General features: G+C 60.0%; 20 protein-coding genes, 1 tRNA gene, 1 other RNA gene and 1 pseudogene. 3 read left to right on the top strand and 20 right to left on the bottom strand.

Annotated elements, in window-relative coordinates:
• Positions 1-69: 69 nt before the first annotated feature.
• The 18 genes and pseudogenes from LB453_RS21305 to LB453_RS21390 all read right to left on the bottom strand — a co-directional run bounded on the left by LB453_RS21305 (position 70) and on the right by LB453_RS21390 (position 22,335).
• On the bottom strand, positions 70-1,074 hold the full coding sequence (locus tag LB453_RS21305) for a glycosyl hydrolase family 8 (RefSeq protein ID WP_103797244.1): 1,005 nt from the start codon (positions 1,072-1,074) through the stop codon (positions 70-72).
• A gap of 12 nt (positions 1,075-1,086) precedes the next feature.
• Entirely contained in the window at positions 1,087-1,530 is a 444-nt protein-coding gene (gene bcsD, locus LB453_RS21310) for a cellulose biosynthesis protein BcsD (RefSeq protein ID WP_103797245.1), read from the bottom strand.
• On the bottom strand, positions 1,530-5,342 hold the full coding sequence (locus tag LB453_RS21315; RefSeq protein ID WP_411970180.1) for a cellulose synthase subunit BcsC-related outer membrane protein: 3,813 nt from the start codon (positions 5,340-5,342) through the stop codon (positions 1,530-1,532). The genes bcsD and LB453_RS21315 overlap by 1 nt, the downstream gene beginning before the upstream one ends.
• A gap of 5 nt (positions 5,343-5,347) precedes the next feature.
• The gene (gene bcsB / locus LB453_RS21320; RefSeq protein ID WP_103797247.1) at positions 5,348-8,065 is read right to left on the bottom strand and encodes a cellulose biosynthesis cyclic di-GMP-binding regulatory protein BcsB; all 2,718 of its coding nucleotides are present in this window, start codon (positions 8,063-8,065) and stop codon (positions 5,348-5,350) included.
• A complete protein-coding gene (gene bcsA / locus LB453_RS21325) occupies positions 8,062-10,161 on the bottom strand; it encodes a UDP-forming cellulose synthase catalytic subunit (RefSeq protein WP_103797248.1) in 2,100 nt (699 codons plus the stop codon). Before bcsA ends, bcsB begins: the two co-directional genes overlap by 4 nt.
• Before the next feature lie 51 nt (positions 10,162-10,212).
• Positions 10,213-11,016: a cellulose biosynthesis protein BcsQ gene (gene bcsQ / locus LB453_RS21330; protein WP_224481571.1), complete on the bottom strand. Its 804-nt coding sequence runs from the start codon at positions 11,014-11,016 to the stop codon at positions 10,213-10,215.
• Positions 11,007-11,633 carry a cellulose biosynthesis protein BcsO gene (gene bcsO / locus LB453_RS21335; RefSeq protein ID WP_103797250.1) on the bottom strand — a complete coding sequence of 209 codons (627 nt, stop codon included), beginning with the start codon at positions 11,631-11,633 and terminating at the stop codon, positions 11,007-11,009. The genes bcsQ and bcsO overlap by 10 nt, the downstream gene beginning before the upstream one ends.
• Before the next feature lie 450 nt (positions 11,634-12,083).
• Positions 12,084-13,106 (bottom strand): dipeptide ABC transporter ATP-binding subunit DppF, encoded by a 1,023-nt coding sequence (dppF, locus tag LB453_RS21340; RefSeq protein ID WP_103797251.1) that lies wholly within the window; start codon positions 13,104-13,106, stop codon positions 12,084-12,086.
• Positions 13,096-14,082, bottom strand: a complete 987-nt coding sequence (dppD, locus tag LB453_RS21345) for a dipeptide ABC transporter ATP-binding protein (protein ID WP_103797252.1) — start codon at positions 14,080-14,082, stop codon at positions 13,096-13,098. Before dppD ends, dppF begins: the two co-directional genes overlap by 11 nt.
• Before the next feature lie 11 nt (positions 14,083-14,093).
• The gene (gene dppC / locus LB453_RS21350; RefSeq protein WP_103797253.1) at positions 14,094-14,996 is read right to left on the bottom strand and encodes a dipeptide ABC transporter permease DppC; all 903 of its coding nucleotides are present in this window, start codon (positions 14,994-14,996) and stop codon (positions 14,094-14,096) included.
• Between the two features lie 9 nt (positions 14,997-15,005).
• Positions 15,006-16,025 (bottom strand): dipeptide ABC transporter permease DppB, encoded by a 1,020-nt coding sequence (gene dppB, locus LB453_RS21355; protein ID WP_103797254.1) that lies wholly within the window; start codon positions 16,023-16,025, stop codon positions 15,006-15,008.
• A 298-nt stretch (positions 16,026-16,323) separates the two neighbouring features.
• Positions 16,324-17,934 (bottom strand): dipeptide ABC transporter periplasmic-binding protein DppA, encoded by a 1,611-nt coding sequence (dppA, locus tag LB453_RS21360; RefSeq protein WP_103797255.1) that lies wholly within the window; start codon positions 17,932-17,934, stop codon positions 16,324-16,326.
• A 758-nt stretch (positions 17,935-18,692) separates the two neighbouring features.
• The gene (locus LB453_RS21365) at positions 18,693-18,947 is read right to left on the bottom strand and encodes a hypothetical protein (protein ID WP_146053866.1); all 255 of its coding nucleotides are present in this window, start codon (positions 18,945-18,947) and stop codon (positions 18,693-18,695) included.
• Between the two features lie 97 nt (positions 18,948-19,044).
• Positions 19,045-19,173, bottom strand: a non-coding RNA gene (locus LB453_RS21370) — RtT sRNA.
• Between the two features lie 33 nt (positions 19,174-19,206).
• Positions 19,207-19,283, bottom strand: a tRNA-Pro gene (locus LB453_RS21375).
• A 131-nt stretch (positions 19,284-19,414) separates the two neighbouring features.
• Positions 19,415-21,088: pseudogene (gene eptB / locus LB453_RS21380) on the bottom strand (kdo(2)-lipid A phosphoethanolamine 7''-transferase); the annotation flags it as partial.
• A 265-nt stretch (positions 21,089-21,353) separates the two neighbouring features.
• Positions 21,354-21,782, bottom strand: a complete 429-nt coding sequence (locus LB453_RS21385; protein WP_081137898.1) for an organic hydroperoxide resistance protein — start codon at positions 21,780-21,782, stop codon at positions 21,354-21,356.
• A gap of 88 nt (positions 21,783-21,870) precedes the next feature.
• Entirely contained in the window at positions 21,871-22,335 is a 465-nt protein-coding gene (locus LB453_RS21390; RefSeq protein WP_103797258.1) for a MarR family winged helix-turn-helix transcriptional regulator, read from the bottom strand.
• Positions 22,336-22,399: 64 nt separating this feature from the next.
• Here LB453_RS21390 and LB453_RS21395 point away from each other — a divergent pair, with 64 nt between their 5' ends.
• Positions 22,400-22,993: an HD domain-containing protein gene (locus LB453_RS21395; protein ID WP_103797259.1), complete on the top strand. Its 594-nt coding sequence runs from the start codon at positions 22,400-22,402 to the stop codon at positions 22,991-22,993.
• A gap of 41 nt (positions 22,994-23,034) precedes the next feature.
• Here the strand turns inward: LB453_RS21395 and LB453_RS21400 are convergent, their stop codons facing one another.
• Entirely contained in the window at positions 23,035-23,328 is a 294-nt protein-coding gene (locus LB453_RS21400; RefSeq protein WP_033754453.1) for an HTH-type transcriptional regulator, read from the bottom strand.
• A 195-nt stretch (positions 23,329-23,523) separates the two neighbouring features.
• Here LB453_RS21400 and LB453_RS21405 point away from each other — a divergent pair, with 195 nt between their 5' ends.
• Both LB453_RS21405 and LB453_RS21410 read left to right on the top strand, forming a co-directional pair.
• Positions 23,524-23,712 carry a hypothetical protein gene (locus LB453_RS21405; RefSeq protein WP_146053867.1) on the top strand — a complete coding sequence of 63 codons (189 nt, stop codon included), beginning with the start codon at positions 23,524-23,526 and terminating at the stop codon, positions 23,710-23,712.
• Positions 23,713-23,851: 139 nt separating this feature from the next.
• On the top strand, positions 23,852-25,453 hold the full coding sequence (locus LB453_RS21410) for a gamma-glutamyltransferase family protein (protein ID WP_103797260.1): 1,602 nt from the start codon (positions 23,852-23,854) through the stop codon (positions 25,451-25,453).
• Positions 25,454-25,487: 34 nt separating this feature from the next.
• On the opposite strand, the gene metF is transcribed toward LB453_RS21410, so the two are convergent.
• Entirely contained in the window at positions 25,488-26,384 is an 897-nt protein-coding gene (gene metF, locus LB453_RS21415) for a methylenetetrahydrofolate reductase (protein ID WP_103797261.1), read from the bottom strand.
• Between the last annotated feature and the right edge of the window lie 145 nt (positions 26,385-26,529).

Below are 26,529 nucleotides of genomic sequence, written 5' to 3' on the forward strand. Positions count from 1 at the left end.
CGCAGCAGCCACCCCCCGTCCGCGTAGTGGACAAAACGCGCCCGCTCGCCGCGGTGAGCCCCTCTCCCGTCAGCGCTTCTCCTGAAGCGCCTGCCACACCAGCAACTGCAAACTGGCGGAGAAATAGTTCTGATCCGGCGCCAGCCGGTCGCTGATATAGCCGGTCTCATTCAGCGTCAAATCGCGGATCGCCAGCAGGCCGCCGTCGAGATTGTAAGGCGCGTTGCTGTTGCCCAGCACGTCGAACCAGGCCGGCGTCGTCAGGCGGCCGTAGCGCTGCCAGACGTTCTGAAACGGCACCAGACGCAGGCTCTGCGGGTCGTACCACCAGATATAAAGCGGTATGCGCACCGCGTCATAGCTAAAGCGGTTCGAGTAGCCCACCGCCGGCGCCACCGAGCCATCGGCATTCAGCGCCACCCAGTCGAGGGGCAGGCCCGTTTTGCCGAAATGCATCTCGCCCAGCAGATCCATCCCGTCATTAATCAAGGTGTTCCACACCTTGAGATGGCTATGCTCGGCAAAGTCGCGCCAGGCCTCGAAAATAAAATAGGAGGGGTTGAGCACTACATAGCTGGTTTTGTTAAACCCCTGAGCACCCGGCAGCATCACCGTACGCCCCGCAAAGCTCACTACGTTGTGCTTCACGATAGCGCGCTGAATGCGATCCGACGCCTGCTGATAGGTCTGCGACGACCACTTATCGGCCGCACGCTGAAGCGCCCAGGCGATCAGCACGTCGCCGTCGGAGGCGTTATTCTTGTCCGCTACCGGTTCGGCGGCGTCGGGGATATAGCGCCAGTAAAAAAGGTCGTTTTGCGTGTTCAGCAGATGCTGGCGCGTCCAGCCCCACAGCTTATCGAATGTGGCGCGATCGTCGTTCGCCACCGCCAGCAGCATGCCGTAGCCCTGCCCTTCGGTATGGCTGACGTTATTGTTGGCGTTGTCGACAATACGTCCTTCCGGGGTGGAAAAACGGCTTTTGAAGGTGCTCCAGCCGTCGGCCGAAGCCTGCGCGCTTACCATCATCACCATGAAAAAAATCATCCATCTGAGCCAGGCTGGCTTTGTCATTTCGTCGCTCCGTTAGTACCGATAGTGCAGCGTATTGCCGTCGTTAAGCTCCAGCGTCACCAAAACCGCCGCGCCACCGCCCTGCGCGCGCAGCCAGCCGCCATAAAGTCCTGCCAGCACGGCGGCCAGCGCCGACTGCCAGCTTTGCGCATCCAGCGCGCCGTCGCCCGCGGGCAGCGCATGATGCTTCAGTAGAATCGCCGCATCCTGCGGCTGCAGCTGAACAAAGCCCCAGCTAAAGCGGGCCAGCTGCAAATTCATTTCACGCTCCAGATCCTGCACGGTGCGCGCATCAGGCAAAGGATAGCGCGCCGCCAGCGAATCGCCCATGCCGTAGAGAAACGCTTCCGCCTCTTCTTTGCCCGCGTTGGCGAGCATGCCTTCAATCATTACGCTGACCAGATCGAACCAGCCAGGCTGATGCGTATGGCTTGCCGCGCCCCTATGCTCGCTCATTAGTTATCTCCAAACAGATAGCGGAAGTAGAGCTGCGCCCTGCTTTCGCTGTAGTCGCCGAAGGTGTCGTAGCCCAGCTGGCCGCCCACCGTGACCGCTTTATTGACCTTGTAATCCGCGCCGGCGTGCAGGTTGTAGCCGATGCCGTTTTTACTGTCGCCGCTATACCAGGCGCTCTTCACTACGCCGCTCGCTGCATAGGACTCCATCTGCGACTGCATGGCAGGATCGTTCGGAAAAAGGGCGCTGCGATCCTGACTGTAGGACTGATAACCTACCGAACCGCCGATCTTCACGCTCAGATCGTCGAACTTACGCGTAAAGTCCAGCGGGAAAGAGACCGCGGTATAGTTCTGCGGGCTGAAGTAGCCGCCCTGACCGTAGCTGAAATAGCTGAGGTTTTTCGAAAAATCCATCCATGACAGGCTCATGCCAACCTTCAGTTCGCCATCGTCGCTGTGGAAAGGCCGTACGTAAGCGCCCGCCGTGGCGCTAAGGCTATCGTTGCTCGCCACGTTCTCGCCGATATAGCTATAGGCACCGCCGCCAACGTAGAAGCCCGCATCGCCGTTGTCATAGCTCAGCAGCGCGTTGCCGCCGTTTTTAGTGACGCTGCCCCAGCGTTTGCCGCTCGCTTTGTCCTGTACGCCAACGTACGAGAGCAGGCTGTCGGTCATGGCGCGGCGCTCCCCGGTGAGGATCAGCGTCAGGAAGTCGGTGAGTTTCGGCGACCACTGCACGCCGCCCACCAGCGTGCTGAGATGCTGGCCCAGCGGCGTACTGCCGAGGTCGATTTTATAGCTGTCGCCTTTCAGCGCCAGGTTCAGCTCCACGCCCGAGGCGTGCTGCGAATCGGTGGAGGCATCCGGCACGTCGGCGACTGTCGCGCCGGCGGCGGCCGCTACTTTAGCCTGCTCCAGAGCGTTGCTGCCGAAGCGACGCCAGGCGTCGCCCGCCGCGCTGCCCGCCGTGAGCGAAACCGGCGTCATCATAAAATCGAAGCGCGCGTCGCCAAAGGGCACGGTTGAGAAGGTCAACGGCGCTTTCGCCTCGGTCAGCTTGCTGAGGCCCGACTCGCCGTCACGCGCGCGCACCTGCACCTGACTCTGCGCCCAGCTGCTGGTTTTCTCCTGCAGCCCGTCCATCATGGTGTCGATCTGATGCAGCGTGCGCGCCTGCTGCAGCGGCAGGTTCATGCCGTTCGCCAGGGTGACGCCGTCGCCGCTGCTGGCGTCGCCAGCCGGCGCACGCTGCCACGGCAGCACTCTGCCGTAGCTGGAGAAGGTATGGCCCACCGGCGAGGCGCTGCGATCGATAAAGGGATTGGCCGCCAGCGCCAGGCCACCGAGGGTCGGCGTTTCGCCCTGCTGCGCGTGCTGCAGGCCGGTCAGCTGGCCGCGCGCGCTGCGCAGATAGCTTATCGCCTGAGCGCGATCGCCATTCGCATCGGCGACGCGCGCCAGCAACAGCAGGCGCTCTGGTGTCTGCTGCGCCTGCAGGCCGCGCGTCAGATCGTTGGCGCGCGGCAGATTGTGCTGCGCCAGCGCCACGTTAATCGCGCCGACGCGCGCGTCCTGAGTCGCGGTGTCCTGGGTCAACAGATAGTCGTAGACCACGCCCGCCTCTTTGTTCATCTTGCCGTCCTGATAGAGGCGCGCCATGGCGAACATCAGGTCGCGGTTCTGCGGGTCGTGCTGCAGCGCGCCGATCAGCTTGTCATAGGCGGCGGCGTACTGCTTCTGTTCGCGCAGGCGATCCACCTCGTTGATAACGTAGCCGTTGCGAATGCCCGCCAGCTGCGTCGGCGTACTGCGCGCCTGCAGCTCTGGCGCGTCGAGGAAGCGCTGCGCTTCACTGGCCAGCCCCGCCTGGTTCAGCACGGCAACCTGCGCCGCGTAGTCGCCTGCGTTGCCCTGCACGCCGCGCTGCATATTGCCGCGCACGATAGCGACGGCGGTCGCAACGTCGCCCGATCTGGCGAGCTTTTGCGCCAGACTGCCAGCATCAGCCGGGTTCGCCGGAGGCGTCTGCGCCAGCGCTCTTAGCGTATTGGCGGCGGCGGCGTTCGCGCCCTGCGCCAGATAGCGATCGGCGGTGGCCATCTGCAGATTGAAGTTAACGCGCTGCGCCAGCTCGCGCATATCGCGCGTCTGCGCGCTGGCGGGAATGCGCGCCAGCAGCGCGCTGGCCTGCTGCCAGCCGCCGCTTTCGCTGGCGTTGATGGCGGCGGCGTAGCGCTCGCCGACGCCTGCGCCGTCGCGCATCGAAAACTGCATTACGCTGGCGGCCTGCGGCGTGTCGCCCTGCGCGCGGTAGAGGCGCGCCAGGTCAAGGCGCAGCCAGCCGTCGCTGGGATAGCGCTGAATGCCCTGCTGCAGCGTGGCGATCGCCGCGCTGACGTTGCCCGCCTGCTGTTCGCGCTTCGCCTGCTGACGGATCGGGTCGCTGCCGCCGCCGCTCGCGCGCGGCGCCACGCTCTGACGCACGCTGTCGGGCAGCGACGGGAGCAGCGCACTGGCCTCGCCGCCGCGGTTTTGCTGGCGCAGCACATAGAACAGCCCCTCTTTCGCGCTGCGGTTGTCCGCATCGCGTTGCAGAATGGCGCGATAGGCGCGCTCCGCCTCGCTGAACTGATTGCTGCGGCGCAGCACGTCGGCGCGAAACAGCTGTGCGGCGGTGCCTTTTTCACCTTCCGCCTGGGTCAGCGGCTCGCTGAGCGAGAGCGCCTGCGCGCTGTCGCCGTTTTTCAACGCCTGCTGCGCCGCCGCCAGCTGCGCATAGAAGCGCGCGTCGCTCGCCTGCTGCTGCCGTTCAGCGCCTCGCTCACCGCCAAGCTGGGCGGCGCGCTGCAGATAGTCGGCCGCTTCGTCGTAGCGGCCGCCGCGCTGCGCGACGTAGCCCATGCCCGCCAGCGCGTCAGCATCCTGCGGATTGGCGCTCAGCACTTTCTCGAAGCTGTTTTGCGCGCCGCTGACGTCGCCGCTGCTGAGGGCGCTAAAGCCTGCCCCCTTCTCGGCACCGCCGACATTTTTACGGTAGTACGCCATCACCGCCGCGTCCTGCGGATGGCGCTGCTGCCAGGTCTGATAGCGCGCAGCGTCATCCGGCTGCGGGCCAAGCCAGAGCAGCGCCTGGCGCAGTGAGCGATCCGCCTCTGCGCTGCCGTCCGCCAGCGTGCCGAGCAGGTCGACACCCTCGCGGCGCGTTGCGTCCTGATAGGTCAGGGCTTTGCCCAGCGCCAGCCTGGCGCCGGTATCCTGCGGATGCGTTGCCGCAAACTGGCGCAGGGCGTCGACCGCCTGCGGCAGCAGAGTGCGGTCACCCGCCATCGTCAGGTAGTACTCCGCCGCCACGCTGGCGGGCGGCTCGCTGCCGTTAAAGGTGTTGCGCCACGTCTGCAGCGACGCGGCGATATTGCCGCTGCGCGCCTGCTGACGTGCCAGCGCCAGCTGCGCCTGCGGGATTGTCTGCATCTGGCGCGCGTTATCCAGCTCGCTCAGGCGCGCATCCTGCGGCGAAACGCTGCTCAGCTGCTGGCGGTAGCGCGCCGCGCCTTCGACGTCGCCGCCCTGCTGCGAGTAGAGCGCCAGCAGATAGAGCGCCTGAGCGTTGTTCGGCTCCACCATCAACACTTTTTGCAGCGCGGATCGGGCTAAATCGTCATGCGCTTTCTGATGCCAGTAGGCCGCCTGATCGAACAGCGCCTGCAGCGCCGGGTTGGCGCTTTCCGCCGCCAGCAGCGGCTGCGAGAGCGATAGCGCGCCTCCCAGCAGCAGCGCGCGACGAATACCGGTGCTTATCATTGTTTTCATTATATTTATCCTGACTTCTTACCGGATTCGCGCGCGTGGTGCGAAGAGAGTCGACGCCGCGCATGGCGCTGCAGCATGGCGAATATCGCCATACCCGCCAGCCCGGCAAGCACCAGCGCCGCCAGCGCCATTAGCACGGAATGCTGATTGGCGTACCAGACCACCATCATGTACCAGGGCATCTCGCCGCTCGGATACTGCGGGCCAACGCGGAAGCTGCGAATGCCGTTTTCATCGGTAATAATCGCAGTATCGCCGCGGATCGCCGCGTTAATGCGCGCCGAGTTCAAATCGCCATGCAGCCGCAGCAGCTGTTCATCGCTGGTGGCCACCGTCATTACGACGGTGCGCTCGCGATTCCAGGGCGAGCGATAGCTGATAAAGCCGCGCCACGCCTCGTTCGAAGAGAAGTAGCGATCGGCGTCCAGCGGCTGGCGATACCAGTCGCCGGTTAGCCAGCTGCGCACGTTATCCAGGGTCGAGGGCGTTTTTACGCCGAAGGTGGCGCCGCTGGCCTCAAACGGCGAGTGTGCCAGCATCTGCTGATTGAAACGGCTGTCGCCGGTGGTGCTGATCGCCAGCACGTCGCTTTTCGCCAGCCGCGCCAGATGCGTGCCGCCGCTCGGCAGGCCGAACATCACCTGATTCTGCGTCAGCGCCGCGCCGGTGGCGTTACCCGCACGCGCCGCCAGATCGAGCAGCGTGGCGATTTCGGCGTTGCTCGGCTTCTCCGGCATCAGCAGCGTGGTCTGGCTGAAGTCCGCCAGCCGCGTAAAGGGAAACGACGCGCCGACAAAGTAGGAGAGATTCGGCAGCAGCGTGAAGTGGCGCGTGTGGCTCAGGTCGATCCACGACTCCTCTTCTATACGGCTTTTAATGTTGTTGTTAAGCAGCACGCCGCATGGGGCGTCCGCTTTTGGCCGGATATTGAAGTAGAGCGATAGCTGGTTGTCGCCGTAAATCAGCCAGGGCTCGAGATGCAGCTGATACTCTTCCTGACGGGCGTCGCCGCCCAGACGGTGCCATGCCTGCTCAAGCAAACCCACTTTGTTTACCGTGAGGTTGCGCAGGAAGGTGTCGTTCAGCATAACGTTAAGAAACGAGCTGCTCTCGTCGATCCAGCTTTCCGAAGGAAAGCGATAGTTCAGGTTTACCGGCACGGTATCGCCGTCCCACAGAAAGAGGTCCGGCGCGGCGCGGAAGTTGACGCGCAGCGCATCGTGCCACAGGCCGGTCGACGTCAGGTTCTGGTTCGGGTCCAGCAGTTCGCTCAGGCGCACCGGGCGGCTGGTGTTGATCCAGCGCGGCGCGTCGTAGAGCTGGCGGCTGACAGGCGGCTGCGGCTGAACGGCGAGGCTGCTGGCGTCGGTGTTCAGCGGCTGCGTGGTGAGACGCAGCGCCGCCTGACGCAGCTGGTCGTCATCCTCCCCCGTCACCAGCAGCAGTTTGTAGACCGGGTTATTGGGGTTATCTATCAGCGTCAGCTGCGGGCCGCTCGCCTGCGGCAGGGTCAGCGTGCCGATACGATCCCCCGGATGGCCGAACAGAATGGCGTTCTGCTCTGGCAGCTCGCCGCGCGATACCGGGAAGCGGATGGTGCGATAGTCGCTCTGAATGCCGAGCCACGACGCCACCAGCGCGGCGGCGGTTATCGTGTCCGGCGTGACGTTGCTGGCGAAGCCCATGGCGACCGACGCGGGCGTCATGCGCAGCGGATCGATAAACGGACGCGGGAAGTTGCGCAGGCGCGTACCAATATTCAGCTGCTGCCCTTCCAGGCTCAGCGTGGTTTTCGGCAGGATAGTCACCTGATAGTTCTGCGCGCTCTCTTTCTCACACAGCAGCTTATCCGCATCGTTAATTTTGAAGCTGAGGTTATTGCTGGCCACCACCATCGCGGCGGGGATCTCCAGCTGATAGTCGCTGACGTCGCTGTCGCTGGCGCCAAGCGGCAGCGTGCCGAGCGGCTGGCCGTTGAGCATCAGCTGCAGCGAGGTGTTGCGCGCCGCCAGCGCCTGAGAGACACGCAGCGACAGATTGAGGTGTGCGTTGGTGATGACCTCATCGCCCGGCAGGGTAAAAACGATGCCGGACTGCAGCTGGCCGCCGCTCAGGATAATGCCCTGCTGCTGGCCCATCTGCGCCACAGAGATGGTGCTGCTGATCGGCTGGTTCAGCGCCACGGGCGGCGCAGGTGCCACTATCGGCTGGCCCGGCACAAAGGGCACGGCAGAGGCGGCGGACGAGAGCTGCGGATCGGCCTGATCCAGCCCCGACGGCAGCGGCAGGTCAGACAGCGCGCCCTCCTGCTGGGTTGAGGATGCGGCTGACTCCGGCACGGCGGGCGCAGCCGATTCCGGTGCAGCAGACGTGGCCGATTCAGAGATGGCTGGCGCAGCCGATTCCGGCGCAGCGGACGCGGCGCTATTAACCGACGCGGCAGGCACAGACGGCTCCGGCGCAGCAGGCGCGGCGCTATTAACCGGCGCGGCAGGCGCAACCAACTCTGGCGCAGCGGACGCGGCGCTATTAACCGACGCGGCAGGCACAGCCGACTCCGGCGCAGCAGGCGCGGCGCTATTAACCGGCGCGGCAGGCACAGCCGATTCCGGCGCAGCAGGCGCGGCGCTATTAACCGGCGCGGCAGAGTTAGCGGGCATCTCCGCCCAGCCGGCGTTCAGCCACAGCGCCGCCGCCAGCAGAGCGTAATTCTGGATTTTCATGCTGCGCTATCCTCTTTTGCCGCGCCATCAGCGCGCCCTTTGCCGCGTCGGTCCTTCCAGGTCAGCCAGAACAGCTCGAACACGGTGCGAATAATGGTGCCCAGCGACAGCAGCGCATTGTCTTTTTTATACTCCGGCTGAAGCCAGGCGTCGGCACGCGCCAGCACCACGCGCACCAGCTCGCGCCGACGCGCCAGCGGCATCGCGGCGAAGCGCAGGCGAATCGACTTGTCGTCGCCGGAAATTTTGCTCACCGGAATGGTGATGGCACCCAACTGCAGCAGCAGATCGATCTCTTCAATCTCATCGCTTTCATGACGGTTATCCGGCGCATCCAGCTGCGCGCCGCCCATCGAGAGATCGCTGGTGCGGGTGCGCGATGAAATGCCGCTGGCGTAGTGGATAATCGCCGGGATCTCTACTTCGATGCGGATGGTCTTGCGCACCTGCCGCGTCTCGCGCGCCACCGCAATCGCCGCCATCAGGATAATCAGGCTAAAGAGCGCCCAGCCGACATTCAGGGCAATAACGTAAGGGTCGACGCCAAAGTAGTCGTGCATCACCGCGCGCACCACGCCTGCGGCGATGCCGATGGCCAGCAGCGCCGCCACGATGACGTGCGGGCGTACAATATGAAAATCGAAGAAGCCCTGATCGAGCAGGCCTCCTTTGTCGGTGACGTTAAACTTGCCGTGCCTGGGCGACAGCAGGGTCAGCAGCGTCGGGATCACCAGGTGGAAACACATCACGGTTTCGTAGATTTCGCCCCAGAAGGTGTAGCGAAAGCGGCCGTTCATGCGCGAATTGACGTAGAGCGACATCACCAGATGCGGCAGCACATAGGCGAAGATCAGCGACGCTGACGAGTGGATGATATTGAGATTGAACAACAGATAGGCGAGCGGCGCGGTAAGGAACACCACGCGCGGCAGGCCGAACTGAAAATGCAGCATGGCGTTGAGGTAGCAGAGGCGCTGCTGCCACTTGAGGCCGCGTCCCAGCAGCGGATTGTCGACGCGGAAAATCTGCGTCATGCCGCGCGCCCAGCGGGTGCGCTGCACCACGTGCAGGCCCAGACGCTCGGTAGCAAGACCGGCCGCCAGCGGGATCGCCAGGAACGCCGAGCCCCAGCCGCGACGCTGCATTTTTAACGCGGTATGGGCATCTTCCGTCACCGTTTCCACCGCGAAGCCGCCGATCTCCTCCAGCGCCGCGCGACGGATCACCGCGCAGGAGCCGCAGAAAAAGGTCGCGTTCCAGTTGTCGTTGCCCTGCTGCACCGGGCCGTAAAACAGCGCGCCTTCGTTGGGAATAGTACGCGCCGCGCGCAGGTTGCGCTCAAAGGGATCGGGCGAGTAGAAGTAGTGCGGCGTCTGCAGCAGCGCCAGCTTAGGATCGGTCAGAAAAGGGCCGACGGTGGCCTGCAGGAAAGTGCGCGTAGCGACGTGGTCGCAGTCAAACACGCAGATCAGCTCGCCTTTGGTGATTTTCATTGCGTGGTTCAGGTTGCCGGCTTTGGCGTGGCTGTTGTCGTCGCGCGTAATGTAGCCGACGCCGACGTCGGCGGCGAAAACCGCAAACTCCGGCCGCTTGCCGTCATCCAGCAGGTAGACCTTCAGCTTGTCGCGCGGATAGTCGATGCACTGCGCCGCCAGTACCGTATCGCGCACCACGTCGAGGCTTTCGTTATAGGTCGGCACGTAGACGTCGACGGTCGGCCACAGGCTGACATCATCCGGCAGCGGTTCAATGGTGCGCTTCAGCGGCCAGGTGGTTTGCAGAAAGCCAAGAATTAAAATAAGCCAGACATAAAGCTCGGCAAGATATAAGCCGATGCCGAGAATCGCCTCTGTTTCGGAATTAAAATGGAGCGTCTCCGTGGTGCGCCACCAGATATATCGGGTGGACATCAGCGCGGAGAGAATAACCATCACTACCGTTATTTTACGGCTCTTGATAATCCCCAGTAAAAACATCATTAAAATACTGATTAAGCCAAATATATATTGTTTCTGGCTGTCCATCGGCGTAATGACGATTACCGCTGCCACTGGTGCAAGCACCAGCAGCAACAGGTAAAACCCGATTTTATTCATGATTCACCCTGGGAAAAGCGCTGTTTTTTATAGCCTGGCAACGCCAGGGAATTAATAGTGGCTGCTGCGGATTGGTGCCTGAACTTCACCGTTGCCGACGGAAATATTAAGGATATTCGCCACGCGTTTTCCGATCAGTTCAATATCGAACGCGGCGGCGGACGCGGGGCTGAAATCGTAGACCGACTGCTGTGAGGCGTTGGCTTCCGCCACGCTCTCATCGCGGTGCACCACGCCCAGTAAATTATCGCCCAGCCGCTGCTGCATAAAGGCGGTGACGTCGCGGCTGATATTGCGGCGGTTGTCGCTCTGGTTCAGCACGAAGAAGTGCCCCAGCTGATTATTCAGCGGCTGGCCAATCATGCGGTTATTTTCAATTTGCGGTAGCAGCGAAACCGAGGCGGTATCGGCCAGCATAACCACCAGATGCATTTCCGCCAGCGCGCTCATCGCTTTTAGCGCCGGGCCGGGGCCGGGCGGAAAGTCGGCGACGATCACCAGGCCGGGATAGTTCAGCACCGTATCCAGCCCGCGCCGCAGGAAATGGGGATCTTTCGCCAGGTTCTCTTCAAAGCGTTCACGCTGCGGCTCGGTCACTTCGCCGTAGGGCAGAACGAAAATATTGCCGCCGGTGGTGAGGATCGACTGGCTCCAGTCCGCCTGCTCTTCCGAGCGCGCGACAAAGCCGCGGCCATCGTTAAGGGGCACGCCGAAGTGCAGACGCAGGGCGTTCTGCACGTCAAAATCGATCGCTAATACCTTGCTGCCCGACCGCGCTAATCCCCAGGCCAGATTGGCCGCCAGCGTGGTTTTTCCGACTCCCCCTTTCGGCGAGCACACACAAACTAACGGCATAGCGCAATCTTCTCCAGTAACGGTTTGAGCAGGGTCTCTTTCGGCAGGCTGGCCGGCTCGCTGTGGCGCGCGCGGAACAGGCCGCCAAAGCGCGGCGCAGGCGCGGCTAACGGCGGGCGAAGCGCCTGAACGGGCGCAATGGAAACCGGCGCAGCGGACAGGCCAGGCGCCTGAGCGGGCGCAATGGAAACCGGCGCGGCGGACAGGCCAGGCGCCTGAACGGGCGCAATAGAAACCGGCGCGGCGGCGGGCCGCGGCGCGGCTTCAGGGGGTGCCGGAAAGAGCGAAGAACGGCGCGCCGCAGCGGCAGGCGCGCGGTCCGTCAGGCTGTCGAGAATGCTGCCGCGCGCGGCGGGCAGCGCAGCCGCCGGCTGGCGCATCAGCGGCGAGGTCGCCGGCGCGTGAAACTCATCGCCGCGCAGCGGCCGCGGCTGCGGCAGATCGATACGCTGGCTGCCGCTGAACGGCGTAGAGGCGTCTTCATTCGCCAGCTGACGAATAAGCGCCCACTGGCTATTTTCGGCGGGTTGCTGCAGCTGGCCTGACATATCTTTAAAGGCGATATCGAGCGTTTGCGTTTTTTCCTTGAAACGCTGCAAATCGTCATAGTTTTTCATCGGGCCGTGGCCTGCATTCAGGGAAAATTTTGCCAGGAATATATCACATTCATTTAGGCTCAGTGAGAAAAATCTGATTATAAAAAGCGCACATTCAACAAAAGAGTTTTATCTTTATGATTAATTGAAAAGCCGCCAGCGCTTTTTTTATCAGCTTTACCAATAAATTAATAAATTGACCTTAACTAAAACAGATAAGCGGCCATGTGAGGTTCAATAATAAAATTTACCCTTTAACCTGTTATATCGCAGCCAGTTGCCTGTTGAGGCTTTATTGCGTTTTTTATTAATGCAGAGCTAACGGCACATTGGCGCTTCAGGGAAAGCGTCGCTACGGCCGCTCACGTCAGCGGCGATAATCTTTTACGGCGGGCAGGGTTGTGGCGGCTGGGGATCTATCAGGCAGGGTGAAGAGTGGCCAGTAAAAAGGCTCCTTACGGAGCCTCTGTTTTATACGATGCCTTCCGCCGCGCCGACCGGCTGGTTCTCATCCTGGTCGACGGCGAAGCAGGCGATCTGCTGCTCGCCGTAGCGCTTCAGCTTCGGCTGTAGCTGCACGCAGGTGCCGAAGCGGCGACGGCAGCGCGCGTTAAAGGCGCAGCCCGGCGGCGGATTAAGCGGGCTGGGCAGCTCGCCGTTCAGCTTGATGCGCTCGCGTCGGTCGTCTGGATTGAGGCGCGGCGTGGCTGACAGCAGCGCCTGAGTGTAAGGATGGCGCGGATTGCTAAAGATCGCCTCTTTGCTGCCCTTCTCTACGCAGCGGCCGAGGTACATCACCATAACCTCATCCGCAATATGCTCTACCACTGAGAGATCGTGCGAGATAAAGACGTAAGAGAGCCCCATCTCCTGCTGTAAATCCATCATCAGGTTAAGCACCTGCGCGCGTACGGAAACGTCGAGCGCTGAGACCGGTTCGTCGGCGATCAGCACATCGGGCTCCAGCATCAGCCCGCGCGCGATGGCGATACGCTGACGCTGGCCGCCGGAGAACATATGCGGATAGCGGTCGTAATGCTCGGTTTTCAGGCCGACTTTCGCCATCATCTCCAGCGTCTTCTCTCTCCGCTCCGCCTTGCTCAGCGCGGTATTGATCAGCAGCGGCTCCTCAAGGATCTGGCTGACTTTCTTGCGCGGATTAAGTGAACCGTAGGGGTTCTGGAACACGATCTGGATTTTCTGACGGCGCAGCTTCTGCGCCTGCGGGTCGTGCTTCAGCAGATCCTGACCGTGCCAGTAGAGCTGGCCTTCGGTTGGCGTTTCAATCATGGTCAGCAGGCGGCCGAGCGTCGATTTACCGCAGCCGGACTCGCCGACCACCGCCAGCGTTTTACCACGCTCCAGATTAAAGGAGACGCCGTCCAGCGCTTTTACCAGGCGCTCCTGGCCAAACAGGCCTTTCTTCACCGGATAGTGTTTTTTCAGGTCAATCGCCTGCAGCAGGTAATCCTGCCTGGTATTCTCAAGACTCATAGGTCGGTCTCCCGGCATCATCCAGCGGATAGTGACATTTGGACTGACGCCCCGGAATGTCGCGTAAGGCAGGTTCTTCTTTACGGCAGCGATCGGTGGCGTAGGGGCAGCGCGGATTCAGCAGACAGCCGAGCGGCCGGTCATATTTGCCCGGCACCACGCCCGGCAGCGACGCCAGCCGTGCCTTATCGGCGGCGAACTCTGGCAGCGCGCGCAGCAGCGCCTGCGTATAGGGATGACGCGGCGCCTTGAAAATATCGCCTGCCCTGCCGCTCTCTACTACCTGACCCGCATACATCACGATGATGTGGTGCGCGGCTTCCGCCACCAGCGCCAGATCGTGCGTAATCAGGATCAGCGCCATGTTCTCCTGCTGCTGCAGCTCAAGCAGCAGCTCGATAATCTGCGCCTGAATGGTCACGTCCAGCGCCGTGGTCGGCTCGTCGGCAATCAGCAGCTTAGGCCGACAGGCGATCGCCATGGCGATCATCACGCGCTGGCTCATACCGCCCGAAAGCTGGTGCGGATAGACATCCAGTCGCGATGCCGGATCGGGAATGCCGACCTGCGTCAGCAGATCGATAGCGCGCTGGCGACGGGTGCGGCGGTTGCCGCCCTGATGCACCTTAATCGCCTCCATGATCTGGTAGCCGACGGTGTAGCAGGGGTTCAGGCTGGTCATCGGATCCTGAAAAATCATCGCCACTTCCGCGCCCACCAGCTGGCGGCGCTCTTTCTCGGAGATGCGTTTCAGGTCGCGCTGGTTGAACTCCAGCTTTTCCGCCATCACTTTGCCGGGAAAGTCGATCAGGCCCATGATTGCCAGCGAACTGACCGATTTGCCCGAGCCGGACTCGCCGACGATGCCCACGACCTGACCCTGCTCAACCTGGTAGCTGATGCGGTCAACCGCGCGGAACGGTGTCTTATCGTCGCCGAAATGCACCGATAATTTATCTACATTTAATAACGCCATCTCGGTGCCTCTTACTGCTTGAGTTTCGGGTCGAGGGCGTCGCGTAAGCCATCGCCCATCAGGTTAAAGGCCAGAACGGTGAGCAGAATGGTCAGACCAGGAAAGGTCACCACCCACCAGGCGCTTTGCGCATACTGCAGTACGTCGGAGAGCATGGTGCCCCACTCCGGCGTCGGCGGCTGCGCACCCATACCGAGAAAGCCCAACGCCGCCATATCGAGAATGGCGTTGGAGAAGCCCAGCGACGCCTGCACGATCAGCGGCGCCAGACAGTTAGGCAGAATATTGACGAACATCTGACGCAGCATGCCCGCGCCCGCCACGCTGGAGGCGGTGACGTAGTCGCGGTTCACCTCGACCAGCACCGCGGCGCGGGTAAGACGAATATAGTGCGGCAGGGCGACAAAGGTCAGCGCGACAGAGGCGTTAACGATCGACGGACCGAAGATTGCTACCAGCACCAGCGCCAGCAGCAGGCTGGGCAGCGCCAGCATAATATCCACGACGCGCATGATAATGGCGTCTACCACGCCGCCGAGGTAGCCCGCCAGCAGGCCGAACACAACGCCAAGGATCAGCGACAGCACTACCACCATGCAGCCCACCAGCAGCGACAGGCGCGCGCCGTACATCAGACGCGACAGCACGTCGCGGCCCACGTCGTCGGTACCGAGGATATAGCTCCAGCTGCCGCCTTCCTGCCAGACCGGCGGATGCAGCAGCGCATCGCGGAACTGCTCTGCGGGCGCGTGCGGCGCCAGCGCGCCGGCGAAAATGGCGACCAGCAGCATCAGCACCACATAGACCAGGCCAATGACCGCGCCTTTATTGCGTTTAAAATAGTGCCAGAACTCCTGGATGGGGGTCATCGGCTTAGGTGCAGCGGGTACGCTTGCGGGATCAACAACAGACATGACGTCCCCTTATTTCTTGTGTCGTATGCGCGGATTGACCACGCCGTACAGCAGATCAACCAGCAGGTTGACCAGGATAATCAGCACTGCAGTGAGCAGCACGCCGCCCTGCACTACCGGATAGTCGCGACGCTGCAGCGCTTCGATCAGCCAGCGACCAAGGCCCGGCCAGGAGAAGATGGTCTCCGTCAGGATGGCGCCCGCCAGCAGCGTGCCGACCTGCAGACCAATCACCGTGACCACCGGCAGCATGGCGTTGCGCAGCGCATGGACGATGATAACGCGCATCCGCGTCAGCCCTTTGGCGCGCGCGGTGCGGATATAATCTTCGCCCAGCACTTCCAGCATTGCCGAACGCGTCATACGCACAATCACCGCCAGCGGAATGGTGCCGAGCACGATAGCGGGCAGGATCATATGCATTACCGCATCCTTGAAGTCGCCCGCCTCACCCCAGAAGAAGGTGTCGATCAGCATAAAGCCGGTGAGCGGATTGCTGTCGTCCAGGAAGACGGTATCGCTGACGCGGCCGGAAACCGGCGTCAGGTTAAGCTGCACCGACACCAGCATAATCAGCATGATGCCCCACCAGAAAATTGGCATGGAGTAGCCGGTCAGGGAGATGCCGACCGCGGTATGGTCGAAGACAGAGCCGCGCTTCACCGCCGCGATAACGCCCACCGGGATGCCCACGGCGACGGCGAAGATCATGGCGCAGATGCCCAGCTCCAGCGTGGCTTTAAAGCGCGGCACAAACTCATCCCACACCGGGATGCGGCTCTTGAGCGAAATGCCCAGATCGCCATGCAGCACGCCGTAAATGTAGTGAACGTACTGCTTCCACAGCGGCTGGTCGAGGCCAAAGGCCGCCATCAGCTGGGCGTGACGTTCCGGGGAGATCCCGCGCTCGCCCGCCATGATCAGCACCGGATCGCCGGGGATCATATGCACGAATGCGAAGGTCAACAGGGTAATGCCGATAAATGTCGGGATGACAAGTCCCAGACGTCGGAGTATGAACTGCAGCATAAGCCGGATTCTCAGTCTTTTCCCGCCGCGGATGGCGCGGGATCTATTGCTCACAACGCGCTCCCGAGAAAAATCGCGGGCGCGACGCAAAGTGCGTTAACCGTCATCATTCGCTGCGCAGGCCGGATGGCCCCGACCCGACGTCTACCGCGGCAAACGCCGGAGACTGGTCGGCTCGCCGCTTTCCTGCAGCGCGAAGATGTTGGGTTTTATTCGAAGAAGTTAGCCGAAAATGCGCGTCGACCGAGCGGGCAAGCGCCCGCTCAGGGGCCGAACAGGTCGGCCCGCACCGCAGGAATTATTCCTGGATATCGACGTTTTCGAAATGGTGTTTACCTAACGGATCGACCACGTAGCCAGAGACTTTTTTGCTCACCGGCTCATATACCGTAGAGTGCGCGATAATCAGCGCCGGCGCCTGGTCATGCATCACCACCTGCGCCTGCTTATAAAGCTCGATACGTTTATTGTGGTCTGGCTCCGCACGCGCCGGCTGGATCAGATCTTCAAACGGCTTATAGCACCAGCGCGAGTAGTTGGAGCCATCTTTTGCCGCCGCGCAGCTAAACAGCGTGGCGAAGAAGTTGTCCGGATCCCCGTTGTCGCCGGTCCAGCCCATCATCACCGACTGGTGTTCGCCCGCTTTCGCGCGCTTCAGGTATTCACCCCACTCGTAGGTAACGATTTTGGCTTTCACGCCGATTTTCGCCCAGTCAGCCTGAACCATTTCGGCCATGCGGCGCGCGTTCGGGTTGTAAGGACGCTGAACCGGCATCGCCCACAGGTCGATGGAGAAACCGTCCGGCAGACCCGCTTCTTTCAGCAGCGCTTTGGCTTTTTCCGGATCGTAAGCGTAATCCTTGATAGCGTCGTTATAGCCCCACATGGTGGGTGGGATCAGGTTCTTCGCGGCCTGGCCTGCGCCCTGATAAACGGCATCAATAATGGCTTGCTTGTTCACCGCCATGGTCAGCGCCTGACGGACCTTGACGTTATCCATCGGCTTCTTCTCGGTGTTAAACGAGAGGTAGCCAACGTTCAGCCCGGGCTGTTCCATCAGATTGATTTTGGTGTCTTTCTTCATGCTGGCGATGTCGGCCGGGTTCGGGTACGGCATCACCTGGCACTCGCCCTTCTGCAGCTTGGCGTAACGCACGGAAGCATCCGGCGTGATAGAGAAGACCAGACGATCGATTTTCGGCTTAGTGCCCCAGAAATCGGGGTTAGCCTTATACAGAATGCGCGAGTCTTTCTGGTACTGCTGCAGTACGAACGGACCGGTGCCGACCGGGTTCAGGTCGAGCTTCTCCGGCGTGCCGGCTTTCTGCATCTTGTCCGCATACTCTTTCGACAGAATCGACGCGAAATCCATGCCGAGGTCGGCAAGGAACGGCGCTTCCGGACGCGTCAGCGTAAAGCGCACGGTATAGTCGTCTACCTTCTCGATTTTGCCGATCAGCTTCGGCATGTCCATGCCTTCGAAATATTCGTAGCTGCCGCCAGAAACGTTGTGGAAGCTGTTGTTTTTATCCAGCTGGCGCTCAAACGAGAAGACGACGTCGTCGGCGTTGAATTCGCGCGTCGGCTTAAACTCTTTGGTGGTCTGCCACTTCACGCCTTTGCGCAGGTGGAAAGTGTAGGTTTTGCCGTCATCGCTGACGTCCCACTTCTCCGCCAGGCCAGGCTGCAGCTCGGTGGTGCCCGTTTTGAACTCAACCAGGCGGTTATAGATCGGTACGGAGCTGGCGTCATAGGTGGTGCCAGAGGTGAACAGCTGCGGGTTAAAGCCTTCCGGCGAGCCTTCTGAACAGTAAACGAGGGTTTTTGCCTGAACACCTGCGGCGACGGTCATAGCAATCAGGCTCAGACCGACCTTCAGCATCCTGGATTTGGCCAGGGAGTTGATCATGCTTTTGCTCCATTGTGATGTGTTGTTGTGTGTATTGCCCGACCTCTGTTTTTTTTATGCGGTTCAGGCAGACCACTGACGTGGTCGAAAGTGCGGAGCGTTCTTGTTGTGTTTTTCCGACGCCGTGGAAACTGCCGGATCACGCCGCTTCTGCAACTTTATTGACGCATCAATTTGTCAACAGTTGCAATGAACGTCAATACAGCCGCGAGTTATTTACACAGAGTGTGAGGAATAGCAAGCAACGGTAAAAAAAAGCCTTCACGGTTAATTGCCGCATATTGCACAGCGTTTTTGCTCACCAGACCATATATCTCGCTAAGACGAACGATAATTGCCAGTGATTATCACCGCTAAAAAACACCGGCACTTGCGCGATAAATGTTGAATAACTGAACGATTTAGCGTGCGTTATCGCGTCCAGGTAGTGGAAAATGCTGGGATACAGCTATAAGAAATCGACATGACGATAAAAAAGGTCATAAGAAAAACGCGATGCAAAATAAGCGTCTGGGCCAGACGCGGCGCGCGCTGGCGCGTCAAAAGGGATAATAATCAGATTCACCAGGCCTGAGCGGCGGCAAAGAGGGATTTCATCGGGTTTGTTATAAACCTGCGGGAAAAAATCCAAAACTAACAGTGCCGATATTCTCCTGAAAAACAGGCAGCGAAATTCTTCAACGCTCGCTGTTAACGCCTCACAAAAACTTATGCGAACAACGAATCTGGCCGCGCCCGTTTTTTACTAGATTACGCATTCAGCCATTAAAAGAGTGACAATAAAACAAGTGCAAACAGGCCGCATTAAACATATTTCCAAACAGACCGCACCAGCGCTTAAACGCAGATAGCTCGGACGCAACAGCAAAAGTCGTGAGCCCCTGTTCAAACAGACCGCACCAGCGCTTAAACGAGGATGGTATGGACGGAAGAGCAAAGCGTCCCGCGACAAGGATGTCGCGGGCCGAGCGCGCAGGGATGCGTACAGCGACTTTGCGATCCGTCCATGCCATCCGCGTAAGCACCTGCCCCACAGCGTCTTTTTAAAAAAGCAGTACCCTTTTCTACAGACGAAAAAAAACCTGCTTTTTCAAGCAGGTTTCTTAAATCTGGTCGGTGAGAGAGGATAACGCTTATCTTCGATAAGCGCCCTTCGGGCCGTTGCTGCGCAACGTTGTCTCGCTACGCTCGGCGCAAACCTCCTTCGGAGGTTCTCATCCTCTTTTCTACAGACGAAAAAAAACCTGCTTTTTCAAGCAGGTTTCTTAAATCTGGTCGGTGAGAGAGGATTCGAACCTCCGACCCCTTCGTCCCGAACGAAGTGCGCTACCAGGCTGCGCCACTCACCGATGGGGGCGCATGTTACTGCGCCCAATTGCCAGCGTCAACCGCTTTTTAGTGGTTTAGCCGCGTTCGCCTGGAAAGCAGCCTGCCCGCCAAAATTCTGGTGCTTCTCAGTCACATCCCGCGCGTCACTGTGCGATGAGACCGGTGCCTGACACCAGTTATTCGCCGCCTTAATACCGCCGTTCGGCGAACTGTAGCCCAGACAGCCCAGAATCGTATCGAACAGCTCAACGTGACGATGCGTCTTGCCGACGCGCTGCTGCGCCTGCAGACGCTCGAAATTAGCGCGGTTGCTGGCATCAGCCAGATACTTATCTGACGCCCACACCATCATCGGCACGCGGAACTGCTCCGGCGGCGCCAGCTCGCGCGGCGTACCGTGCAGATGCATATTCTCGCTAATCGACTCGCCGTGGTCGGCAGCGTAAAACACAATCGCTTTCTTGTCGCGCAGCTGATCGAACACGCTGTCCAGCATGCTATCGACGTAAAGAATCGAGTTATCGTAGGCGTTAATCAGCTGCGCCTTGCTGCAGGTCTCATCGACGCCCATACACTCCGGCTGATAGCGCGCGAAACTGCGCGGATAGCGCTGCGAATAGAGATAGTGCGAACCTTTGGTATGCAGCACCACCAGATGCTTGCCGTGCGGATAACGATCCAGCGACGCCTTCAGCTCCGGCACCAGCAGCATATCGTCAACCGACTTGCCGGCGTTGCGCGGCTCTGAGCCAATCTGCTCGCGGAAAGCGAAATTATCGACCTCCGCATTATCGTAAAACCAGACCTCGCTCTGCATGGCGAACAGCTCGGACGAAAAGCCCAGCTCCTTCATCACGGCAAAAATATTCTTCTCTTTCAGCGTGCGTCCCGGATTATCCTCGGTGCCGCCCTCGCGCACGAACATACAGCGCAGCGACAGCTTGGTGGCGGTATCGCACGACTCGCCGCGGAACGCCACCAGGTTTTTCTCTTTGGAAAGCTTCGGCGTAGTATCGCGATCGTAGCCGAGCATGCCCATATGATCCCAGCGCGTAGTCTCGCCAATCACAAACACCACATAGGTATCATCAATGCCCGGCGGCGCGACATAGGTAAACTTCTTCGCCGGATCGAGCAGCTCCTGGCTGTCCAGCGTCTCATCGATGCGCGTCCAGGCAAACAGCCCTACCGCCGCCAGCCAGTTCGACGGCAGATAAGAGTGCGCCACCACGCCGCCGTAGCTCGGCAGATCGATATTGGTAAGCTCTTCATTGGCCTTCTGCAGCTTGTCGAAATAGCGGATCGGCAGCCACACCAGCGCCACGCACAGCAGCATCATCAAAGCAGGCTTAAGGCGCTGTCCCGGCGTGCGCAGCTGCTCTATCAGCGTCTGGCTAAGGTTATTACGCCAGATCATCAGCAGCGGCAGCGCGCTGACGCCGACCATCCAGAGCACGAAATGCAGGCCGACTACCTCTTTCGACAGGTCGACGTCGGTAGTCATCACCGAGGCGACGATGCCGTAGCCGATCACCACGTTGAAAAAGGCCATATAGTAGGCCGCCGCGACGGAAACCAGCACCAGCAGCGTTGCCAGCACGCGATAGAGTCGTTTGCCGCCCAGCGACAGCAGACGCATCAGGAAAAAGGTCAGCACGACGATCGCCATCACTTCAGTAGCAGCCGTCAGCCAGTTAGTCAGGGTGGATTTAGTGAGAAAGCCGTCAAAACGACGGTAGAAAATCGGCAAATTAAGCAAGATGCCGATGTATAACGCCAGCAGCAGCGACAGCTTTTGCTGGGTTATGGTCTTAATATAATTCATCTTAAAGGGGTTTCCCGGGACTTAAGCACGATGTTGAACGCTATTGTGACTATCGCAACGCGGAAGAGTTCGCTGCATTAGCGCCAGGACATAACGATTGTCTGGCGAACAGGAAGAATCTGAGCGGGCTCGGACAGATCTTTCACGAGGCTGCACAGTAGAACATAAATTAACCAGGCAGGCCAGAAAAGACGACAGGGCAGAGGGCGAGAAGCGGTCAGAAAAACGGAGAAATGAGAACGGGCCCGCAGTGGGCCCGTAAAACTTAGCGAATGATATTCAGGGTGACGTCGATATTGTTGCGCGTAGCGTTAGAGTACGGGCAAACGATATGCGCAGCGTCAACCAGCTTCTGCGCTTCCGCTTCGTCCATCTCCGGCAGATGAATATTCAGTTTAGCTTCAATGCCGAAGCCGTCAGGGATCGGACCGATGCCGACTTCACCTTCAATCCACGCATCTTTCGGCATGGCGATTTTGTCGCGGCCCGCCACAAACTTCATCGCGCCAAGGAAACAGGCGGAGTAGCCGGCAGCGAACAGCTGCTCCGGGTTGGTGACTTCGCCGCCGGCGCCGCCCATCTCTTTCGGCACGCCCAGCTTCACGTCCAGCACGCCGTCAGAAGAGGTTGCACGACCATCACGGCCGCCGGTTGCTTTGGCTTTTGCGGTATAAACAACTTTCTCTAAAGACATAACTTCCTCTCTGTATAAACGATTTAATCGTACGCGATTAATATAAGTGTAGCAGGTGTTTCAGCGGGCGCGAGCGCCCGGTAAATCTCTAGCGCGACCGGTTTAAATTGTCGCGCAGTAAATCAAGCTCGTTCTTCAGCGCCAGCAGCGTCTCGTCGTCACAGGCGGTGGCGCACTGCACCGTTTCTGGAATGGTGCTCGCCTGGCTCTGCAGTTCGCGGCCCTGCTCCGTCAGGGTCACTACCACCTGACGTTCATCCTGGCGCGAACGCTGACGGTTAATCAATCCCGCGCTCTCCAGTCGCTTCAGCAGCGGCGTCAGCGTGGCGGAATCGAGAAACAGCTGTTCGCCGATTTCAGACACGGTGAGATCGTCCTGCGCCCACAGCACCAGCATCACCAGATATTGCGGATAGGTGAGATCGAGCTGCGAAAGCAGTTGCCGATAGACTTTATTCATCGCCAGGTTGGCGGAATAGAGCGCAAAGCAGAGCTGTTGATTGACCAACAGTGGCGTTGCCTTCACTTTTTTGTCATTTTGGTTACTGTTCATGGCATTCAATATAAATAGCGCGCTAGATAATTGCAAGCAACTTTTTAACAAAGAGGGCTTTTGCATGCTGGAATCTCTGGAAGAGCAGGCGCGACGCTACGCCACACGCGCTCACGCTGAGGCTGGTCAACGGCGTAAATATACCGACGAACCCTATATCGTTCATCCCGCCGCCGTCGCCGAGCTGGTGCGCAGCGTCAGCGACGACGACGAACTGCTGGCCACCGCCTGGCTGCACGATACGGTAGAGGACACCGACACGACCCTGGCCGACATTGAATCGCACTTCGGTTCGCGCGTCGCGCAGCTGGTCGGAATGCTGACCGACAGCGCTCAGCCGCAGGCGAAAAATCGCGCCGCGCGCAAGCTGGCGCACTTCCGCCATACCGCTGAAGCCTCGCCCGAGGCGCAAACCGTCAAGCTGGCCGATATTATCGATAATACGCGCGCCATCGTCCGCTTCGATCCCCATTTCGCGCGGATTTATCTGGTTGAGAAACGCGTTCAGATAGAACTGCTTAAGCAGGGCGACGCCCGGCTGTGGCAGCAGGCCAGCACCATTATCGAACAGGGAATTGCGCAGCTTGGCCAGCCGCCCTACAGCGTGCCGGAGAGCTGGTTCGTTAAACAGGCGGCGAAATATGGCGGACTGAGTTAAAAAAAAACCCGCCGTGGCGGGTTCTCTTTTTTTCTTATTTTTTAGTCCAGTAACTGCCGTCCGAGATAGGGATTGGCATGCAGCAATTTCATCAGTTTTTGCGCCGTCGCTGAAGGTCGGGTGCGGCGCGCTTCCCAGCTTTTTACTGAGGAGACGCTGACGCCCATCACTTTGGCAAATTCATCTACTTTCATTCCGGTTAACTCACGCAGGCGCTGCGGCTCTGGCATGGCGGGCTGAAGCTGAATTTCAGTTGTGGCAGGTGTTGCATCACGTGTCAGTACAATCTGCTCAAGGCTGCTGAGCAATTCAAAAACAGGATCTTTTACTTCCATAGAGAACTCCTTAAAACTCACTATGAATCACGTGAAAGTAGAGGTAAAACCAAATGGTTCACACACCGATCTTTGCAGGCTGTATCCCGCAAGGGTTTATGGTTATCGTTAGAGAAACCCCTACGGGACACAGCCTGATGCGTACCGCCTGATTGTTTTGTCAGAGCAATGCGCCATCTCGCCGGGATTCTAAGTATGGATAGAGACCTGACGATTTGCTGCGTGAATATCAATTATTTTTTTATCCAAAACCGTCCTTTTTGCTATAAGCAAAACAAGCCATTGATCACACAAAGTAAACCCGCCGCGCTGCGCTTAAAAAAAGCGCAAAAATTGCAAAAAATGCTTAGCGTTTACACTGCTACTGTAGACCGCGCTGTGTAAAAAGCAGGCAAGAATCGCGCCAGTATGCAAAGCCTGTGATTTTTCTTGTTTCACCTCTCCGCCAGGCTGCAACAGCAGAGATGTTGCACCACCTCGGCGCATCGTTATGGCGCAGCTGCACTCAGCTAAGGAACGGGAAATGCACTCTGGGTTCGATTTTCACGCCAGCTACGCGTCGCATCGCGTGCCGGTGATGGGCCGCAACGCCGTCGCCACCTCTCAGCCGCTGGCGTCGCAGGCGGGTCTGCGTATGCTGCTGCAGGGCGGAAACGCGGTGGACGCGGCGATTGCCACCGCCATGGCGCTGACGGTGCTGGAACCGACCGGCAACGGCATCGGCAGCGACGCCTTCGCCATTATCTGGGACGGGAGCCAGCTACACGGCCTGAACGCGTCGGGCCGCGCGCCAGCGGCCTGGCATCCAGGACGTTTCGTTGGCCGCAGCCGCATGCCGGAGATCGGCTGGGAAGCGGTCACGGTGCCGGGCGCGGTATCCGCCTGGGTTACGCTGGCGGCGCGTTTCGGCACGCTGCCGCTGACCACGCTGGCGCAGCCCGCTATCGATTACGCGCGCAACGGCTTTCCGGTTTCGCCATTAATCGCCGAACTCTGGCGGCGCGGCTACGACAAACTCCAGCATCAGCCCGGCTTCCGCGAATGCTTTGCCCCCGGCGGCCGGCCGCCGCGCGTCGGCGAGCTGTTCCGCAATCCGGCGCAGGCCGACACGCTGCAAAAAATCGCTGCCAGCAACGGAGAGAGCTTTTACCGCGGCGAGCTGGCGGAAAAGATGGTCGCCTTCGCCCGTCAGCACAACGCCGCGCTGACGCTGGAGGATCTCGACAGACATCGCGCCGACTGGGTTACGGTGCTGTCGCAGCCGTTCGCCGGCGGCTCGGTGCAGGAGCTGCCGCCTAACGGCCAGGGGATCGCCACGCTGATTGCGCTGGGCATTCTCGAACAGCTCGATATCGGTCGCTACGCGCCCGACTCCGTGCCCTGGCTGCACCTCTCAATCGAAGCGATGAAGCTGGCGCTGGTGGATCTGGCGCGTTACGTCAGCGATGAAGATCATCTTGAGTTTCCGGCGCAGCGGCTGCTGAGCGAGCGCTATCTGCGCCAGCGCGCGGCGCTGATCGACCCTGAACGCGCGGGTGACTTTGTCTTCGGCGCGCCGCAGCAGAGCGGCACCGTTTATCTCAGCACCGCCGATGCCAGCGGTATGATGGTCTCTTTTATTCAGTCGAACTTTATGGGCTTTGGCTCCGGCGTGGTGGTGCCTGGCACCGGCATCAGTTTGCAGAACCGCGGCGCGGGCTTTTCGCTCGATCCCACCCACCCTAACGTAGTGGCGGGCGGCAAGCGCCCTTTCCACACCATTATCCCGGCTTTTGCGCTCGACGCGCAGGGCGCGCCGCTGATGTCGTTCGGCGTCATGGGCGGGCCAATGCAGGCGCAGGGCCATCTGCAGCTGGCGCTGCGCATTATGCAGCACAAACAGAACCCGCAGGCGGCGATCGACGCGCCGCGCTGGCGCGTGGAGCAGGGTCGTCACGTGGTGTTCGAATCTGCGCTTGAGCGCAATACGCTGGCGGCGCTGCGTCGGCTGGGTCATCAGATAACGCTGGAGGATCCGCTGCAGGGCTATAACTTCGGCGGTGCGCAGGCGATCGTCCGCGACCCGCAAGGGTTCTATATCGCGGCGACCGAGAGCAGAAAGGATGGTCAGGCGGTGGTGTTTTAACGCTAAAGCGGGCAGCGCAGCGCTGCCCTCGATATCAGGCTGCCAGCACCGGCCGCACGCCCAGCGTATGGCAAATGGCGTAGCTCATCTCCGCGCGGTTCAGCGTATAGAAGTGGAAATCTTTTACCCCTTCGCGCGACAGGATTTTCACCATGTCCATGGCGATATTGGCGCCAACCATTTTGCGCGTCTCCGCATCGTCATCCAGTCCATCGAACATAGCGTTCATCCAGCCCGGTACCCGCACGTTGGTCATCGTGGCGAAGCGCGTCAGCTGTTTGAAGTTTGAAACCGGCAGGATCCCCGGCACGATCTCAACGTCGATGCCGGTGGCGACGCAGCGGTCGCGAAAGCGCAGGTAGCTTTCAACATCGAAAAAGAACTGGGTAATGGCGCGGCTGGCGCCCGCGTCGATTTTGCGCTTCAGGTTGATGAGATCGGCCTGCGCGCTTTTCGCTTCGGGATGGACTTCCGGATAGGCGGCCACCGAAATATCAAAGTCGCCGACCTCTTTCAGCAGCGACACCAGATCGCAGGCGTACATATCAGGTTTGCCGCCGTTCGCCGGCAGATCGCCGCGCAGCGCCACGATATGGCGAATGCCGTTGTTCCAGTAATCTTGGGCAATGGCGCGCAGCTCGTCGCGCGAGGCGTCGATACAGGTCAGGTGCGGCGCAGCTTCGAGGCCGGTGCGATCTTTGATGCCTTTAATAATAGTGTGGGTGCGGTCGCGCTCGCCGGAGTTGGCACCGTAGGTAACGGAGACAAATTTCGGCTTCAGGCTGCTAAGACGATCGATGGAGTGCCACAGGGTCTCTTCCATTTCGCTGGTACGGGGCGGAAAAAACTCGAATGAGACATTAATTTGCCCGTTCAGCTCCGCCAGGCTCTGATTCAGCGCTTCGCGCTGGTTGGCATGAAAGAAACTCATCCTGCTCACCTCATCAAAAACATCGGATTAATTTACCGCCTGCGAACATCCATACGTTTAGACGTCCAGATGCACAAAATGAACCAATCTCAGCATGCCGTCAACTGAAAAGTGATAAAGCGGCGTGACAAATATTCAAACCGGG

The sequence above is a fragment of the Pantoea agglomerans genome, from assembly GCF_020149765.1.
GTDB classification, from domain to species: domain Bacteria; phylum Pseudomonadota; class Gammaproteobacteria; order Enterobacterales; family Enterobacteriaceae; genus Pantoea; species Pantoea alvi.

Bases quoted from the DNA above. Each gene is read 5' to 3' on its own strand.
- LB453_RS21305 (WP_103797244.1), bottom strand. From the start codon at position 1,074: ATGACAAAGCCAGCCTGGCTCAGATGGATGATTTTTTTCATGGTGATG.
- bcsD (WP_103797245.1), bottom strand. From the start codon at position 1,530: ATGAGCGAGCATAGGGGCGCGGCAAGCCATACGCATCAGCCTGGCTGG.
- LB453_RS21315 (WP_411970180.1), bottom strand. From the start codon at position 5,342: ATGAAAACAATGATAAGCACCGGTATTCGTCGCGCGCTGCTGCTGGGA.
- bcsB (WP_103797247.1), bottom strand. From the start codon at position 8,065: ATGAAAATCCAGAATTACGCTCTGCTGGCGGCGGCGCTGTGGCTGAAC.
- bcsA (WP_103797248.1), bottom strand. From the start codon at position 10,161: ATGAATAAAATCGGGTTTTACCTGTTGCTGCTGGTGCTTGCACCAGTG.
- bcsQ (WP_224481571.1), bottom strand. From the start codon at position 11,016: ATGCCGTTAGTTTGTGTGTGCTCGCCGAAAGGGGGAGTCGGAAAAACC.
- bcsO (WP_103797250.1), bottom strand. From the start codon at position 11,633: ATGAAAAACTATGACGATTTGCAGCGTTTCAAGGAAAAAACGCAAACG.
- dppF (WP_103797251.1), bottom strand. From the start codon at position 13,106: ATGAGTCTTGAGAATACCAGGCAGGATTACCTGCTGCAGGCGATTGAC.
- dppD (WP_103797252.1), bottom strand. From the start codon at position 14,082: ATGGCGTTATTAAATGTAGATAAATTATCGGTGCATTTCGGCGACGAT.
- dppC (WP_103797253.1), bottom strand. From the start codon at position 14,996: ATGTCTGTTGTTGATCCCGCAAGCGTACCCGCTGCACCTAAGCCGATG.
- dppB (WP_103797254.1), bottom strand. From the start codon at position 16,025: ATGCTGCAGTTCATACTCCGACGTCTGGGACTTGTCATCCCGACATTT.
- dppA (WP_103797255.1), bottom strand. From the start codon at position 17,934: ATGATCAACTCCCTGGCCAAATCCAGGATGCTGAAGGTCGGTCTGAGC.
- LB453_RS21365 (WP_146053866.1), bottom strand. From the start codon at position 18,947: ATGGCATGGACGGATCGCAAAGTCGCTGTACGCATCCCTGCGCGCTCG.
- LB453_RS21385 (WP_081137898.1), bottom strand. From the start codon at position 21,782: ATGTCTTTAGAGAAAGTTGTTTATACCGCAAAAGCCAAAGCAACCGGC.
- LB453_RS21390 (WP_103797258.1), bottom strand. From the start codon at position 22,335: ATGAACAGTAACCAAAATGACAAAAAAGTGAAGGCAACGCCACTGTTG.
- LB453_RS21395 (WP_103797259.1), top strand. From the start codon at position 22,400: ATGCTGGAATCTCTGGAAGAGCAGGCGCGACGCTACGCCACACGCGCT.
- LB453_RS21400 (WP_033754453.1), bottom strand. From the start codon at position 23,328: ATGGAAGTAAAAGATCCTGTTTTTGAATTGCTCAGCAGCCTTGAGCAG.
- LB453_RS21405 (WP_146053867.1), top strand. From the start codon at position 23,524: ATGGATAGAGACCTGACGATTTGCTGCGTGAATATCAATTATTTTTTT.
- LB453_RS21410 (WP_103797260.1), top strand. From the start codon at position 23,852: ATGCACTCTGGGTTCGATTTTCACGCCAGCTACGCGTCGCATCGCGTG.
- metF (WP_103797261.1), bottom strand. From the start codon at position 26,384: ATGAGTTTCTTTCATGCCAACCAGCGCGAAGCGCTGAATCAGAGCCTG.